General features: G+C 75.1%; 13 protein-coding genes and 1 pseudogene. 9 read left to right on the top strand and 5 right to left on the bottom strand.

Annotated elements, in window-relative coordinates:
- Window positions 1–95 precede the first annotated feature (95 nt).
- Window positions 96–974 (bottom strand): annotated as a pseudogene (locus ACFV4G_RS07195) (helix-turn-helix transcriptional regulator); the annotation flags it as partial.
- Window positions 975–1082: 108 nt separating this feature from the next.
- Between ACFV4G_RS07195 and ACFV4G_RS07200 the strand changes: the two are divergent.
- The 5 genes from ACFV4G_RS07200 (at window position 1083) to ACFV4G_RS07220 (ending at window position 6338) form a co-directional block, all read left to right on the top strand.
- Entirely contained in the window at window positions 1083–1817 is a 735-nt protein-coding gene (locus tag ACFV4G_RS07200; RefSeq protein ID WP_380437393.1) for an alpha/beta fold hydrolase, read from the top strand.
- Window positions 1818–2003: 186 nt separating this feature from the next.
- Window positions 2004–2654 (top strand): OsmC family protein, encoded by a 651-nt coding sequence (locus ACFV4G_RS07205; protein WP_380437395.1) that lies wholly within the window; start codon window positions 2004–2006, stop codon window positions 2652–2654.
- The gene (locus ACFV4G_RS07210) at window positions 2651–4093 is read left to right on the top strand and encodes a dihydrolipoyl dehydrogenase family protein (protein ID WP_380437397.1); all 1443 of its coding nucleotides are present in this window, start codon (window positions 2651–2653) and stop codon (window positions 4091–4093) included. Before ACFV4G_RS07205 ends, ACFV4G_RS07210 begins: the two co-directional genes overlap by 4 nt.
- Window positions 4094–4258: 165 nt before the next feature.
- A complete protein-coding gene (locus ACFV4G_RS07215; RefSeq protein ID WP_380437399.1) occupies window positions 4259–5353 on the top strand; it encodes a WD40/YVTN/BNR-like repeat-containing protein in 1095 nt (364 codons plus the stop codon).
- Window positions 5354–5564: 211 nt separating this feature from the next.
- Entirely contained in the window at window positions 5565–6338 is a 774-nt protein-coding gene (locus ACFV4G_RS07220) for a GNAT family N-acetyltransferase (RefSeq protein ID WP_380437401.1), read from the top strand.
- Between the two features lie 35 nt (window positions 6339–6373).
- Here the strand turns inward: ACFV4G_RS07220 and ACFV4G_RS07225 are convergent, their stop codons facing one another.
- Complete coding sequence (locus ACFV4G_RS07225) at window positions 6374–7228, bottom strand: EamA family transporter (RefSeq protein WP_380437403.1); 855 nt, start codon at window positions 7226–7228, stop codon at window positions 6374–6376.
- Between the two features lie 62 nt (window positions 7229–7290).
- On the opposite strand from ACFV4G_RS07225, the gene ACFV4G_RS07230 reads away from it, so the two are divergent.
- Together ACFV4G_RS07230 and ACFV4G_RS07235 are read left to right on the top strand one after the other, a co-directional pair.
- Complete coding sequence (locus ACFV4G_RS07230; RefSeq protein ID WP_380437405.1) at window positions 7291–8154, top strand: MurR/RpiR family transcriptional regulator; 864 nt, start codon at window positions 7291–7293, stop codon at window positions 8152–8154.
- Window positions 8155–8265: 111 nt separating this feature from the next.
- Window positions 8266–9444: an alpha-hydroxy-acid oxidizing protein gene (locus tag ACFV4G_RS07235; RefSeq protein ID WP_380437407.1), complete on the top strand. Its 1179-nt coding sequence runs from the start codon at window positions 8266–8268 to the stop codon at window positions 9442–9444.
- A 44-nt stretch (window positions 9445–9488) separates the two neighbouring features.
- Here ACFV4G_RS07235 and ACFV4G_RS07240 read toward each other — a convergent pair whose 3' ends face one another.
- A complete protein-coding gene (locus tag ACFV4G_RS07240) occupies window positions 9489–10439 on the bottom strand; it encodes a DUF4436 family protein (RefSeq protein ID WP_380437409.1) in 951 nt (316 codons plus the stop codon).
- A gap of 168 nt (window positions 10440–10607) precedes the next feature.
- Between ACFV4G_RS07240 and ACFV4G_RS07245 the strand changes: the two genes are divergently transcribed.
- Window positions 10608–11636: a LacI family DNA-binding transcriptional regulator gene (locus tag ACFV4G_RS07245; RefSeq protein WP_380437411.1), complete on the top strand. Its 1029-nt coding sequence runs from the start codon at window positions 10608–10610 to the stop codon at window positions 11634–11636.
- Window positions 11637–11735: 99 nt separating this feature from the next.
- Here ACFV4G_RS07245 and ACFV4G_RS07250 read toward each other — a convergent pair whose 3' ends face one another.
- The gene (locus ACFV4G_RS07250; protein ID WP_380437413.1) at window positions 11736–12773 is read right to left on the bottom strand and encodes a sphingomyelin phosphodiesterase; all 1038 of its coding nucleotides are present in this window, start codon (window positions 12771–12773) and stop codon (window positions 11736–11738) included.
- Window positions 12774–13045: 272 nt separating this feature from the next.
- A complete protein-coding gene (locus ACFV4G_RS07255) occupies window positions 13046–13564 on the bottom strand; it encodes a GNAT family protein (protein WP_359974278.1) in 519 nt (172 codons plus the stop codon).
- Window positions 13565–13653: 89 nt separating this feature from the next.
- On the opposite strand from ACFV4G_RS07255, the gene ACFV4G_RS07260 reads away from it, so the two are divergent.
- The gene (locus tag ACFV4G_RS07260; RefSeq protein WP_380437415.1) at window positions 13654–14802 is read left to right on the top strand and encodes a hypothetical protein; all 1149 of its coding nucleotides are present in this window, start codon (window positions 13654–13656) and stop codon (window positions 14800–14802) included.
- Window positions 14803–14877 lie beyond the last annotated feature (75 nt).

A 14877-nucleotide genomic window follows, 5' to 3' on the forward strand; every position in this document is an offset into this window, starting at 1 on the left:
CGGGGGGCCCGGCCCGCCGCGCCCCCGCCCCACGCTGCCAGCCGGGCCGCCAGCGCCCGCACTTCGTCGCGCAGCGCGTCCGGTGTGCGGACGGTGAACGGGCGGCCGAGGCCCGCGAGCAGCACGGCGACGCCGTCCAGGTTCTGCGCCCGGGCGCGCAGCAGCACGCGCCCCTCGGCCAGCTCGGTGACCGTCCCGACGGCGCGCGGCAGGCGCTTGCGCGCCTCTTCGAGCGCCATCCCGAGCTCCACCTCCACCCGGTGCGTCCACGGCACCCCCGCCAGCGACTCGACGACGCGCTGCACCGGGTCGACGTCGGCCGGCGGCTCGAACCCGGTCCCGCGCGGCTCGGCCCGTACGATCCGGTCCAGGCGGAACGTCCGCTCCTCGCCGCTGCGGTGGTCGAGCCCGGTGGTGTACCAGCGGCCCGAGTGGAAGACCAGGCCGTACGGGTCGAACTCCCGCTCGCTGGGCCGGTCCTCGCGGTCCCGGTAGACGAGCAGCACCCGGCGCCGGCAGCGGGCCGCGTCGGCCAGCGTGAACAGTGCGGCGGCCGCCGGACCCGGCCCGGCGGCGGGCGCGGCGCTCAGGCCGAGGGTCTGCTCGACGGCGTCGATCCGCTCGCGCAGGGCGGGCGGCAGCACCCGCCGGATCTTCGCGAGCGCCGTCCCGGCGGCCCGCTCCCCCACCGTCAGGCCCGTGCTGCGCCCGGCCAGGAGGCCCAGCACGACGGAGGCGGCCTCGTCGGCGGTGAGCATGAGGGGAGGGAGGCGGTAGCCGGGCAGCAGGCGGTAGCCGCCGTAGCGGCCGCGGTCGGCGCGCACGGGAATGCCGAGGTCGGCCAGGCGGGCGGTGTAGCGGCGGACGGTGCGCTCGTCGACGTCCAGGCGGGCGGCGAGTTCGGCGGCGGTAAGGCCCGGGTGGTCCTGGAGCAGTTCGAGCAGAGCGAGGACGCGACTGACCGGGTGGTCCATCGGTTCCCCCGATCTTATCCGGGCGGGTTCTGTCCGGATTCGATCCTAGAGTCGTCGGCGACGGGGGCAGGCCCCCGGGTTCCCGCCGACGCGAAGGAGCGATCCACCATGAGCACGTTCGTACTGGTCCCCGGTTTCTGGCTCGGTGCCTGGGCGTGGGACGAGGTCGCGGCGCCGCTGCGCGCGGCCGGGCACGCGGTGTACGCGGTGAGCCTGCCCGGGCTCGCCGAACGCACCGGGGAGAAGGGCGACTTCGGGCTGGAGGACCACATCGCCGACCTGGCCGGCCTGCTGGTTCGGGAGGACCTGCACGACGTGGTGCTGGTCGCGCACAGCGGCGCCTGCGCCCCGGTCGGCGGGATCGCCGACCGGATGCCGGAACGCGTGCGCCGGGTGGTCTACCTGGACAGCGGGCCGATGGTCGACGGCAGTTCGGTGTACGACCTGTGGCAGCCCGACTACCGCGCCTGGGCCGACGCCTCGGTGGTCGACGGCCGGCTGCCGATGCCGTCCTGGGCCGCCATCGCCGAGCACGGTGCGAGCACGGAGGGCCTGGACGAGGCGATGCTCGCCCGGATCGGCGCGCGGACCACCCCGCACCCCGTCGGCGCCTACCTGGACCGGCTCCGGCTCACCGGCGCCGGGGCCGCGCTGCCGCAGGCGCTGGTGGCCTGCTCGTTCCCGCTCGCCCAGGTGCGCGCGATGATCGAGGCGGGCCACCCGTGGTTCGCGGGGCTGGACGGGCCGAACTGGGAGCTGCGCGAACTGCCCACCGGGCACTGGCCGATGTTCTCCCGGCCGGCCGACACGGCCACGGTGCTGGCGGAACTCGCGGCGCTCTGAGCGGCGCTCCGGGCCGCCCCCGGCGCCGCGCGTCCACCTGCTCGACCGTCTGCTCGATCGCCCGCCGTCCGCGTGTTCGCCTGCGCGGACGGCGGGCGTCGGCGCAGGATGGGCACGGCGCCGGGCACGCGGTCCGGCGCCGGTCCGGCAGGGAGACCGGACCCGAACGGAGAGCGAGCACCGCCCATGAGCGAACAGCCCGCCGGCACCACCACCGAGCCGGAGTTCAAGCGGGTCACCACCACCGTCGTCACCGGGAGCGCCACAGACGCGCCGTACCACGTCGACGTCAAGGCCGGCACCCACCCGCTGACCGCCGACGAGCCGGCGCGGCGCGGCGGCTCGGACAGCGGCCCGGAACCGTTCGCCCTCCTCCTTGCCTCGCTCGGCTCGTGCACGGCGATCACCCTGCGGATGTACGCCGAGCGCAAGGAGTGGCCGCTGGACGCGGTCCGGGTCAGGCTCGGGTACGAGACGAACGGAGCGCGCGGGCGGATCACCCGCAGGGTCGCGCTCTCCGGGGCGCTCGACGAAGCGCAGCGCGCCCGACTGCTCGACATCTGCGAGCGCACGCCCGTCACGCTGGCCTTGGGGTCCGTCTGCAGACTCCCGTCGTCCGCCCGAAGGGCGGGCCGGGCGGCGTTGGGGTGCGTGCATCGCAAGGCGGAGGAGGGAGTCCATGCGGTGGGGGCACCTCCCGGCCGTCAGGCTGGGGGACATCGGCGACCGACGACAACGCGGCGAGGCGCGTGCCCCAACGCCGCCCGGCAGGCGGGAGTCTGCAGACGGACCCCCGGCGCCGGGGTGACCATCGACACGACGGAGGACCGCGCATGACCACCACGCCCGAGGAGTTCGACGTCATCGTCCTGGGCGCCGGGCCGACCGGCGAGAACGTGGCCGACCGGACGGTCGCGGCCGGACTGCGCACGGTGATCGTCGAGGCCGAACTGGTCGGCGGCGAGTGCTCGTACTGGGCCTGCATGCCGAGCAAGGCACTGCTGCGCCCGGCGGCGGCGCTCGCCGACGCCCGCGCGGTGGCCGGCTCGCGCGAGGCCGTCGGCGACGGGCGGCTCGACGCGGCCGCGGTGCTGGCCCGGCGGGACTCCTTCACCTCGCACTGGCGGGACGACGGCCAGGTGAAGTGGCTGCGCGACACCGGCATCGAGCTGGTGCGCGGCCACGGCCGGCTGGCCGGCGCACGGACCGTGACGGTCGAGGCGGAGGACGGCGGCGAGCGGGTGCTGACCGCCCGGCACGCCGTCGCCGTGTGCACCGGCAGCCGCCCGGTGCTGCCGGCCGGGGTGCCGGGGCTGGCGGAGGCCCGGGCGTGGACCAACCGGGAGGCCACCGGGGCCCCCGCCGTCCCCGGGCGGCTCGCGGTGGTCGGCGGCGGGGTGGTCGGCGTGGAGATGGCGACGGCGTGGCGGGCGCTGGGTGCGGAGGTCGTCCTGCTGGTGCGCGGCGGCGGGCTGCTGCCGCGGATGGAGCCGTTCGCGGGCGAGCTCGTCGGCGACGGCCTGCGCGAGGCCGGGGTGGACGTCCGGTTCGGGGTGGAGGTCACCGCGCTGGAACGGGCGGACGACTCCGGACCGGTCGTGCTGACGCTCTCGGACGGCGAGCGGCTGAGCGTCGACGAGGTGCTGTACGCGACCGGGCGGGCCCCGCGGACCGCGGACATCGGCCTGGAGCAGGTCGGGCTGAAGCCGGGCGACTGGCTGGAGGTGGACGACAGCTGCACGGTGCTCGGTGTGCCCGGCGAGTGGCTCTACGCCGCCGGGGACGTCAACCACCGGGCGCTGCTCACCCACCAGGGCAAGTACCAGGCGCGGATCACCGGCGCGGCCATCGCGGCTCGGGCCCAGGGGCGTGAGCTGGACACCTCGCGCTGGGGCGCGCACGCTGCGTCGGCCGACAGCGCCGGCGCGCCGCAGGTCGTCTTCACGCAACCGGAAGTCGCCGCCGTCGGCCTGACCCTGGCGGCGGCCGAGCGGGCCGGGCTGCGGGTCAAGGCCGTCGACCACGACCTCGGCGCCGTGGCCGGGGCCTCGCTGTACGGCGACGACTACCGCGGCCGGGCCCGGGTGGTGTTCGACCTGGATCGTCAGGTGCTGGTCGGCGCCTGCCTGGTCGGCCCCGCGGTCGCCGAACTGCTGCACTCGGCGACCGTCGCGGTGGTCGGCGAGGTGCCGATCGACCGGCTCTGGCACGCCGTGCCCGCGTACCCGACGATCAGCGAGGTGTGGCTGCGGCTCCTGGAGGGCTGCCGGGGCTGAGCGCCTGATCCCGTCCGCCGTCCCCCGAGGTCACCGGCTCGGCACTGCTCGGCACTGCCCGGCACTGCTCGGCGCGGCGAGATGTGACCTCGGGTGGACGGCGGGAGACTGGCAGTCGGGGGACGTCCCGGGGGGCGGTTTCTCGTGACCAGGTGGTGTGTTGGCATGACCGAGGTGCTGTTGGCCGTCGGAACCGAGAAGGGCCTCTTTCTCGGCCGCAGCCGCGACCGGCTGAGCTGGGAGTTCAGCGGGCCGCACTTCCCGATGAACGCGATCTACTCCGTCTCCGTGGACCGCCGCGAGGGCCGCGCCCGGCTGCTGGTGGGCGCCGACAGCAGCCACTGGGGCCCGTCGGTGTGGCGCTCCGACGACCTCGGCACCAGCTGGAAGGAGCCCGCCGAGCCCGCGATCCGCTTCCCCGAGGGCACCGGCGCCTCGCTCACCAGGGTCTGGCAGCTCCAGCCCGCCGGGCCCGAGGCGCCCGGCGTCGTGTACGCGGGCACCGAGCCGGCCGCGCTGTTCCGCTCCGAGGACGCGGGCGAGACCTTCGCCCTCGTCCGGGCCCTGTGGGACCACCCGCAGCGCTCCCAGTGGGGCGCCGGCTACGGCGGCCAGGGCCTGCACACCATCCTCACCGACCCGCGCGACCCGCAGCGGCTCCTGGTCGCCGTCTCCAGCGGCGGCGTCTACCGCAGCAAGGACGGCGGCGAGAGCTGGGAGCCGTCCAACACCGGTCTGCGCGCCGAGTTCTTCCCCGAGGAGAGCCAGTACCCGGAGTTCGGCCAGTGCGTCCACAAGATCGCCCCGGACCCGGTCCACCCCGACCGCCTCTACCTGCAGAACCACGGCGGCGTGTACCGCAGCGACGACTGGGGCGCGAGCTGGCGGACGATCGTCGACGGGCTGCCCGCCGAATTCGGCTTCGCGATCGCCGCGCACCCGCGCCGCGGCGACACCGCCTACCTGTTCCCGCTCGGCGGCTCCGGCGACCGCATCCCGCCCGGCCGCCGCTGCCGGGTCTTCCGCACCGAGGACGCCGGCGACAGCTGGCAGCCGCTCGCCGACGGCCTGCCCGGCGAGGACCACTACGGCATCGTGCTGCGCGACGCCCTGCGCACCGACGACGCCGACCCGGCCGGCATCTACTTCGGCAACCGCACCGGTGACGTGTACGCCAGCCACGACGAGGGCGACAGCTGGACGCTGCTCAAGTCCCACCTGCCCGACGTGCTGTGCGTGCGCGCGGCCGTGATCTCCTGACGCAGGGCCGCCGTCGGCCCGGAACACCGGCACGCGGCCGGCACGCGGCCGGAACGGGGCCGGAACGGGGCCGGAACGGGGCCGGTAGGACGCCGGTACGAGGCCGGCAGAGGGCCTGCACGAAGCCTGTGTTCGGAACAAACCGTTGCCCCCGGTCGTCCGGGCTGGTCAGTATGGCCGGAACACGAACGATCTCGACGATGGGGCAGGCGTGGCGGAGACGGACTGGGTGATCGGGCGGACCTCCGACGGGGTGCCGGTGGTGCGGTACCGGCGGGGCGAGCGGGAGGGCCTGCCATGGGCCGACCTGCTCGAAGTCCTCGACGGATCCGGCGGGGTGGACCCGGTGGAGTTCGTGCGCGACACCATGCCGGGGTGGGCGGTCTCCGGATCCGCCGAGTTCGGCCGGGAGTTGCTGGCGCGCGGCGCCACGCCGCTGCGGCACGCCCACTCGCTGCGGCGCGACCTGGTGGCCGACCCGCCGCCCGCCGACTGGACGGACGCGCCACTGCGGGAGGGCCTGCGGGCGGCGCCCTGCGACCGCGCGCCCGAGGAGCTGTTCGACGCGTGGCGGGCCGCGTTCGCCCCCGGACACGTGGACCGGTTCGCGGGCGACGACCGCCGGGCGCTGGCCGAACGGCTCGCCCCGCTGCTCGCCGGCACGGCCATCGGGCCCGTGCTGCCCGCCAGCCTGCTCGCCGTGGACGCGGACGACCGGGTGGTGGGCGGCGTCGTGCTCACCGACCGGGCCGGTGTGCCGTGGGTCGGCGAGGTCTTCCGCCACCCAGGGCGCGGCTACCCCGGGCTCGGCACCGACCTGCTGCGCCGGGCCGTCGCGGACTGCGCCCGCAGCGGGCTCGCCGAGGTGCAGCTGACCGTGACCGAGGGCAACCCGGCCCGCCGGGTGTACGAGCGGCTCGGCTTCGCCCTGGTGCACACGGCCCTGACCGTGATCGTGCCGGGCGGCGCCCCGGCAACCGGCTGACCGCCACCGGCCGCCGCCGTGCCCCCGGCGACCCGTCACCGGGCCAGCTCCAGCACCACGATCCCGGCCAGCACGGTGACGCTGGCCGTCAGCCGCAGCCGGCCCAGGCGCTCACGGAACACCGCCGTGGCGATCAGCGCGGCGATCACGATGCTCGTCTCCCGCAGCGCCGCGATCGTCGCGAGGTCCCCCCGGGACTGCGCCCACACCACCAGCCCGTAGGCCGTCAGCGAGAGCACGCCGCCCACGATGCCGAGCGGCGCCACCCGGCCGACCCCGACCAGCAGCGAGCGGCCGCGCCGCAGCCACACGACCAGCACGAGCGCCGGCCCCTGGAGCAGGAACAGCCAGGCCACGTAGCCGCCGACGGTGCCGGCGTGCCGGACCCCGCTGCCGTCCAGCACCGTGTAGAGCGCGATCATCACCCCGGTGCCCGCCGCGGCCCCCAGCGCGGGCAGCTGCGCCCGCCCCGGCACCCCCTTGGCGAAGGCCAGCCCGATCAGGCCGCAGGAGATCACCGCGACTCCCACCAGCTCGCCCGCGCCCGGGTGCCGGCCCAGCACCGCCACGGATATCAGCGCCACCAGCAGCGGCGCCGATCCGCGCGCGACCGGGTACATCTGCCCGAAGTCCCCCAGCTGGTAGGCCCGCAGGAGCAGCACCGTGGACACCGTCTGGACCACCGTGGAGGCCAGCAGGTAGGGCCAACTGGCAGCGGCCGGCAGCGGGTTGAGCAGCACCAGGACGACGGCGCACGCGGTGTACGTCAGGTTGATCAGCGCGAAGCCGACCAGCTTGTCCGGGATCCGGTGCGCGAGACCGTTCCAGACGGCGTGCAGCAGTGCCGCGGCGAGCACGACGACGGGCACGGCCGACGCGGATTCCGGCATGGCGGGACTCCCCTCCGACGAAGCATCAGACTTGGAACGGAATTCCACGGTACACTGGATCCATGGAAGAACGTTCCGAATTTTCTCCGCTGGAGTCCCAGCTGGCCGCACTGGTCCGCACCCGGCTCGGCGACCTGCGCGGCACCGAGGCACGCGTCGCCCGGGTCGTCCTCGACCGCGGCGCCGACCTCGTGCACCTCAGCGTGAGCGACGTCGCCGAGCTGGCCGGCACCGCGCCGTCCTCGGTGGTGCGGGCGTGCCAGCGGCTCGGCTTCCGCGGCTTCCAGGAGCTGAAGATCGCCGCCGCCCGGCAGGCCCCGCGCCCGGCCCCCGCCCCGGCCGACCGGCGGGATCCGGCCGCCCGCGCGCTCGCCGACGCCCTGGGCGCGGCCCGGGAGGCCCTGGACGGCGTGGCCGCCACCGTCACCCCGGCCGACCTGCGGGCCGCCGCCGAGCTGCTGGACGGCGCCGACCGGGTGCTCCTGGCCGGCTCCGGGATTTCCGGCGCCATCGCGCTCGACCTCGCCTACCGGCTGCGCGCGCTCGGCCTGGCGGTCGACGCCCTGGCCGATTCGCTCACCGCCCAGATCGCCGCGGCCCAGCTCACGCCCACCGGCGTCTGCCTGGTCGTCAGCCACGGCGGCGCCACGCCCGTCGTCGTCGAGGCGGCCCGCCGCGCCCGCGAGGCCGGCGCCGCCGTGCTGGCGCTGACCAGCTACGCCCGCTCCCCGCTCACCGAAACCGCCACCCACATCCTCCTCGCGGGCGGGCAGGACCTGGTGTTCGGGCTGGAGATGACCGCCAGCCGGATCGCCCACCTGGCCGTCGTCGACGCCCTCACCGCGACCCTGCTCGCGGTGCGCGGCCCGCGCGCCGAGCGGGCGCTGGAGCTGTCGGCCGACGTCATGGGGCGCCAGCTGTACTGAGCGTCCGGCCACGCGCACCCGCGGGTCTGGAAATCCGGCCGCCACCCGGGCACGGTGAGCGGGTGGCCGGCCCCGGCCCCTTGCCCCGGTTCCGAGAGGACGGCAGAGCGCGTGGACGTGAACGCCAAGGCGCAGTTCGGCGACTACCAGAACGAGATCTACTTCGACGGCCTCTTCGGCGTCCTCCCCGCCCTGCCCCTCTCCCCCTCCGACCTGGAGGAGCGCGGGCAGGCCGCGCTGGCGCCCTCGGTGCGCTCCTACGTCGCGGGCGGCGCCGGCGACGAGACCACGCAGCGGGCGAACACCGCCGCGTTCGAGCGCTACGGGCTCGTGCCCCGCATGATGGTCGGCGCCGCCCGGCGGGACCTCACGGTGGACCTGTTCGGCCTCACCCTGCCGTCGCCGCTGCTGCTGGCCCCGGTCGGGGTGATAGGCCTGTGCGCCCAGGACGGCCACGGCGACCTCGCCACCGCCCGCGCCGCCGCCCGCACCGGTGTGCCGATGATCGCCTCCACGCTGTCCGTCGACCCGATGGAGGACGTCGCCGCCGGGTTCGGCGACACCCCGGGCTTCTTCCAGCTCTACACCCCGACCGACCGCGCGCTCGCCGAGAGCCTCGTGCACCGGGCCGAAGCCGCCGGGTTCAGGGCGATCGTCGTCACCCTCGACACCTGGATCACCGGCTGGCGCCCCCGCGACCTCGCGACGGGCAACTTCCCGCAGCTGCGCGGCCACTGCCTCGCCAACTACACCTCCGACCCGGTCTTCCGCGCCCGGCTGGCGAACCCGCCCGAGGCCGATCCGCGGGCCGCCGTCCTGGAGTGGACGCAGGTCTTCGGCAACCCGCTGACCTGGGACGACCTTCCCTGGCTGCGCTCGATCACCGAGCTGCCGATCGTGCTCAAGGGCATCTGCCACCCCGAGGACGTCCGCCGCGCGAAGGACGGCGGCGCGGACGCGGTCTACTGCTCCAACCACGGCGGCCGGCAGGCCAACGGCGGACTGCCGGCGCTCGCCGCGCTGCCCGGCGTCGTCGAGGCCGCCGACGGGCTGCCGGTGCTGTTCGACTCCGGCGTCCGGACCGGCGCCGACGTGGTCAAGGCGCTCGCGCTGGGCGCCACCGCGGTCGCCGTCGGCCGCCCATACGCCTACGGGCTCGCGCTGGGCGGCACGGACGGCATCGTGCACGTGCTGCGCTCGATCCTCGCCGAGGCCGACCTGATCATGGCGGTGGACGGCTACCCGACGATCGCCGACCTGCGGGCGGAGGGGGCGCTGCGGCGGCTGTGAGGCCCGGCTTCGGCGGACGCGGGGCCGGTCAGGTGGGGTGCCGGTCAGGTGGGGTGCCGGCCCTCCACCCGGACGCCCCGGACCACCACCATCGTCAGGCTCGCGGTGACCAGCGCCTCGGCCCAGAAGAACGCCGAGTAGTCCAGCAGCGAGCCGATCGGCGGACCGCCCGGCGCCGCGTTGCGCATGCCGACGAGGGCGAACAGCGTCGCCGCCATCCAGCCCAGGGCGGGCCAGACCAGCCCGCGCCGCTGCCGCACGATCAGGAAGGCGGCGACCAGCGCGGACAGGCCCAGCGCCCACATCGCGATGATCATGAACCAGGCCAGGATGAAGGTGCTGCGCGAGCGGCTGATCCGCTCGGTGACCTCCACGGCGCCGTCCTCGCTCTCCTGGCCGCTCCGGCGCAGGGCGAAGAACGGGTCCGCCTCCTGGACGTTCAGCACGACGGGCACCGGACGACCGCCGACGGTCGCCCGGAAGCCGATCGGCGCGCGGTAGCTGTCGAAGGGGTAGTCCGAGAGCCGCCCGTCGGTCAGGTTGAACGCCACCGTGCTGAAGCTGATCTGCTGGTTGGCCGGGTACTTCAGCGCGGCCTGCTCCAGGGAGGTCGTCTCGACGACCACGTCCTGCGCGGGCACGAGCGGGCCGTTCGGCGCCGCCAGGCCGCCGTGCGGCTGGACGAGGACCTTGGCGGCCAGCGTCAGGGCGGTCGCGTCGACGCGCTGCAGGACGACGTCCAGCTCCAGGAAGTCCTGCGTGGTGGCGCTGCCGACGGCCTGCGGCTGCTCACGGCTCGACCGCTCGTCGAAGTAGAGGCCGATCCCGGCCGCCACCAGCGCCGCGATCAGCGCCACGACGACGACCGGCCGCCACGGCCGCACCCGCGGGGTCCGGGCCGGCGGCTCGACGGCGGCCCGGGACCGGGCGTGGATCCGCACCCGGGGCCGGCCCGGTCGCCGCGGACGGCCCGGAAGGCGCGGCGACGCGTTCATCGGCCTCCTCGCGGGGCGGTCGAGTGGCGCGGGGGCGGACGCCCCCGTCCCGCCACCCTCGGCGCCGGGCGTCACGGCCCGCAAGCGGAATTCACCCTACCGGGGCGGGCGGATCTCCCCCCGATCACGGAAAGGTCACTGTCCGAGGCGGTGTGTAGGCTCGCTGGCATGGCGAGGGTGACGCGGGACGATGTGGCGAGGGCGGCGGGGACGTCCACGGCCGTCGTGAGTTATGTGATCAACAACGGGCCGCGTCCGGTGGCACCGGCCACGCGCGCGAAGGTGCTCGCGGCCGTCGAGGAGCTGGGGTACCGGCCCAACCGGGTCGCGCAGGCCATGGCGCGCCAGCGCACCGACCTGATCGGGATGGTCGTCCCGGACGCCCGCCAGCCCTTCTTCGCGGGCCTCGCCCACCAGGTCGAGCAGGCCGCCGCCGAGCGCGGCCGGCTGCTGCTGATCGGCAACTCGGACTACGCGGACGAGCGCGAGGCACACTACATCCGCGCCTTCCTCGGCATGCAGGTGGACGGCCTGGTCCTGGTCACCCAGGACCCGGCCGGCCCCGGCGTCAGCGGCTTCGACGCGACCGACGGGACGCCCGTCGTGCTCCTGCACCACCGCGCAGAGACGGCCCGCGGCGTGGCCGTGGTCGCGGACGACGAGGGCGGCGCCGCCGAGGTGGTCCGCCACCTGCTCGACCACGGGCACGCCGGGGTGCACTGCTTCGGCGGCACCTTCTCGCTCAGCCCGGCCGACCCCGTCTCCGCCCGCACCGTCGGGTGGGCCGCCGCACTGGCCGACGCCGGGATCCCCGCCGAGGGCCGGCTCGTCCCCGCGCCCTTCGACCGGGTGCGCGCGCACGCCGAGGCGCTGCGGCTGCTGGCCCGGCCGGACCGTCCGTCCGCCGTGTTCTGCGCGACGGACGACCAGGCGATAGGCCTGCTGCGGGCCGCCGACGACCTCGGGATACGGGTGCCGGAGGAGCTCGCGGTGGCCGGGTTCGACGACATCGCGGAGGCGGTGATCGCCGGCCCGGCGCTGACCACCGTCGGGACGGCACAGGAGGAGATGGCCCGGGCCGCGGTGGACCTGGTGCTCGGCGGCGCCGAGGGGCGGGTCACCGGCGCGCGGACGTTCCCGGCCCGGCTGGTGCTGCGCCGCTCGTGCGGCTGCCCGAACCCGTCCGGCCCGGCCTGAGCCCGTCCGACCTGAGCCCGTCCGGCCCGAGCCCGTCCGGCGGCCGATGGGCGACCGCCGGAGGGGGCGTGCGGGCGGGGAACTCCCGAGGCGCGGTGGTCAGTTCAGCTGGAAGGTGGCCTCGACGGGGTAGTGGTCGCTCGGCGCGTTGGTGTCGACCTGGCCCGGGGTCCAGCCCGCCTGCGGGTCGAAGTCGACCCGCACGGTGGACATCGCGGAGGGCACCGGACGGCCGGGGGCGTTGAGGTACCCGATGTAGTCGAGGTCGTCCCGGTAGTCCTTCGGGAAGGTCTCGACGCCGGACATGTACTGGCACCAGGCCGAGGCCGGGCAGTCCATGGTGTTGAGCGTCTGGTTCGGGTCGGTGGCCGGGGTGCCGAGGACGCCGTCCACCGCGTACTGGGCGTTGGCGTAGTCGCCGCGGGCCTGGCCGTGGAAGTACTCGACGTTGAGGTCGCCGCCGATCAGGACCGGCGCGCCGGTGCCGGCGATGCCGTTGACCCAGCTGCGGATCTCGCCGAGCTGGCCGAGCCGGGTGGCCTGGGTGGTGTCGGTGGAGGTGTCCGACTCGTCGGCCTGGAGGTGGGTGCCGACGACCCACGCGGTGGAGCCGTTCTTGTTCACCCGGACCAGCGCGGCGCCCTTGTTGGCGTGGTAGTCCCAGGTGCCGTAGGTCGAGTTGCTGAAGACGTGGGCGTACTGGGCGGTGATCGGGTACTTGGAGAGGATCATCGTGCCGCCGTTGATGACGAACCACGAGCTGGAGCAGTTGCCGCTGATGCCGGTCCAGCCGCCGCCGGAGCAGGTCTGGCCGACCACCGGGGTGCGGTAGGGGTAGAGGTCGGCGAGCTTGGCGTTGATGTCGGCGGTCGAGCTGTTGTTGAACTGCTCGTCCAGGATCACGACGTCCGCGTCGTGCTGACGGACGATCTGCTCGATCACCGGGGTGCGGCGAGCGGCCTGCTCGTTCTGGGTGCTGTCGACGACGGCGGTGCCGAGGTCGACGTTGAAGGCGAAGACGGACAGCGTGGCCGGGGCCGCCTGGGTGCCGGCGACGGCCGACGGGGCGGTGCCGCCGAGCAGCAGTGCGGCGGCGGCCGCCGAGGTGAGGGCGGTGGCCGTGCGACGCGAGAGCATGGGCGTTCTCCTGGGGGATTCGTCTACCCTGCGGATCCCGGCGGCCGAAGGGGTCACGGCCGCTCGGGGATGGCAGCGGAACGGTAGCTACTGCCCGGTACATCGGGAAGAACGCGAGATGTCTGTACAGCCCTGACCAGATGTACGACGAGATGTCTGTACATCCTTGGGGCTCCTGCACGTCACACCCTTGCGGCTCCTGCACGTCCGCCGAGCCGCGCCGCCCGCTGCACCACCGCCGGCTGACGCCCCGTCGACGGCCGCACGGCCCGTCAGCCGTCGACGAGTTCCTCCGCCAGCAGGTCCATCAGGAGGTTGTCGTGCCAGGTGCCGTCCGGCCCGCGCTCGTAGCGGCGCATGGTGCCGACGGGCCGGAAGCCGACCTTCTCGTAACAGCGGATCGCGGCGGCGTTGTCGGCGGCCGGATCGATGATCAGCCGGTGGTAGTGGTGGTCGCGCACGAGGTGCCGGGCGAGGGTGCGGACCGCGTCCGTGCCGAGGCCGAGGCCGTGGACACCCGGGTCGAGGTAGAGGTCCATGCCGGCGTGGCGGTAGTCGTCGTCGTTGTTCGCGTACCACTGGATGGCCCCGACCACCTTGCCGCCCAGCTCGACGGCGAGGGTCTCGGTGTCGGGCGATTCGAGGTCGGTGGCGACCTCGTCCACGAGGTCCTCGCCGCCGCGCCAGCGGGCGTAGACCTCGGGCGTGCCGCGGATCGCCGCCAGCGCCGGGATGTCGTCCCCGGTGGCGGGCCTGAGCGTGACGAGGGTGCCGTGCAGGATCGTCCCCATATGCGGCATGTTGGCACGGAAACGGGCGTCGGGCGAGTGGTTTGAAGGGCGTTGCCCGCACCCCCCGCGACCAGGGATGATGCTCCGCCGTGACACACCTCATCCTCCTCCTGCTGGTCATCGCCGTCTCCACGGTGATCAGCAAGGCCCTGAAGTCCCGGACCGCGCGGCCCGAGGCCGCGGCACCGGCACCGGCACCGGCACGGATCGACTACGACGCGGCGGCCTACGGACTCGTCCCGCGCGACCGGCTCGACCCCCGGCGCTCGGGCCCGCCGCGCGCCCCGCACCACCGCAAGGAGTCCCAGGCGATAGCCGACGCCGCCTGGAGCGGCAACTGGAAGCCGGCCGCCGCGTACGTCGCGGCCGCCGGGCAGGACTGGGACGAACGCTGGACCCGGCTGTCGCTGCTGGACTCCATCGCCGGCGAGGACGACGGCTGGCTGAAGGCCTGGCGCGCGGCCGACCCGGGCAACTGCGACGCGGCGACACTGGAGGCCAACCGGATGGTCCACGCGGCGTGGGCGATCCGCGGCACCAAGTACGCGCACGAGGTGCCCGAGGAGGACATGAACGCCTTCCGCTCGATGCTGCCCGCCGCCATCGAGGCGGCCAAGCGGGCCTCGCTGCTCGACCCGGCCAACCCGGCGCCCTGGGTGGTCATGGTGACCACGGCGCGCGGTGCGCAGTACGAGCCGGAGCAGTTCGAGGAGCTGTGGCGCGGACTGGCCGAGCGGGCTCCGCACCACTACGAGGCCCACTGGCAGGGCATGCAGTACTGGTGCGCCAAGTGGTTCGGCTCGGACGAGCAGATGACGGCCTTCGCCGAGCGCGCGATGGACACCGCCCCCGCCGGCAGCCCGCTGCCCGGCATCTACCTGCACGCGCTGAGCGAGCTGGAGAAGCGCAAGACCCACGCGCCGGTGCTGGCGAGCGGCGACGGCAAGGCCCGGTTGCGGCGGGTCGCTCAGGCCCTGGCTCAGGTGCGACCGGACGACGAGCGCATGCCGGTGCTGCGGCACCGGCTCGCGCACTACGCGATGCAGGCGGAGCTGTACGACGTCGCCCTGGAGCAGTTCCGGGCGATCGGCCCGTGGTGCGGCAGCACGCCGTGGACCGACGCCGAGGACCCGGTGGCGGCCTTCGACCTCGCCCGCGGCACGGCCGTCCAGCGCTCCGGCGCACAGCCGCTGGCGCCGGAGCTCCGGCCGAAGGCGGCGCAGAAGCAGGTCATGTAGCGCGCGACGCACCGTTGTCGCCCCCCCGCCCCGGGGATCGCCCGCCCCGCGCCCGGCGGGCCGGCGGGGGGGAGG

Source organism: Kitasatospora sp. NPDC059747 (assembly GCF_042732955.1).
GTDB lineage: Bacteria > Actinomycetota > Actinomycetes > Streptomycetales > Streptomycetaceae > Kitasatospora.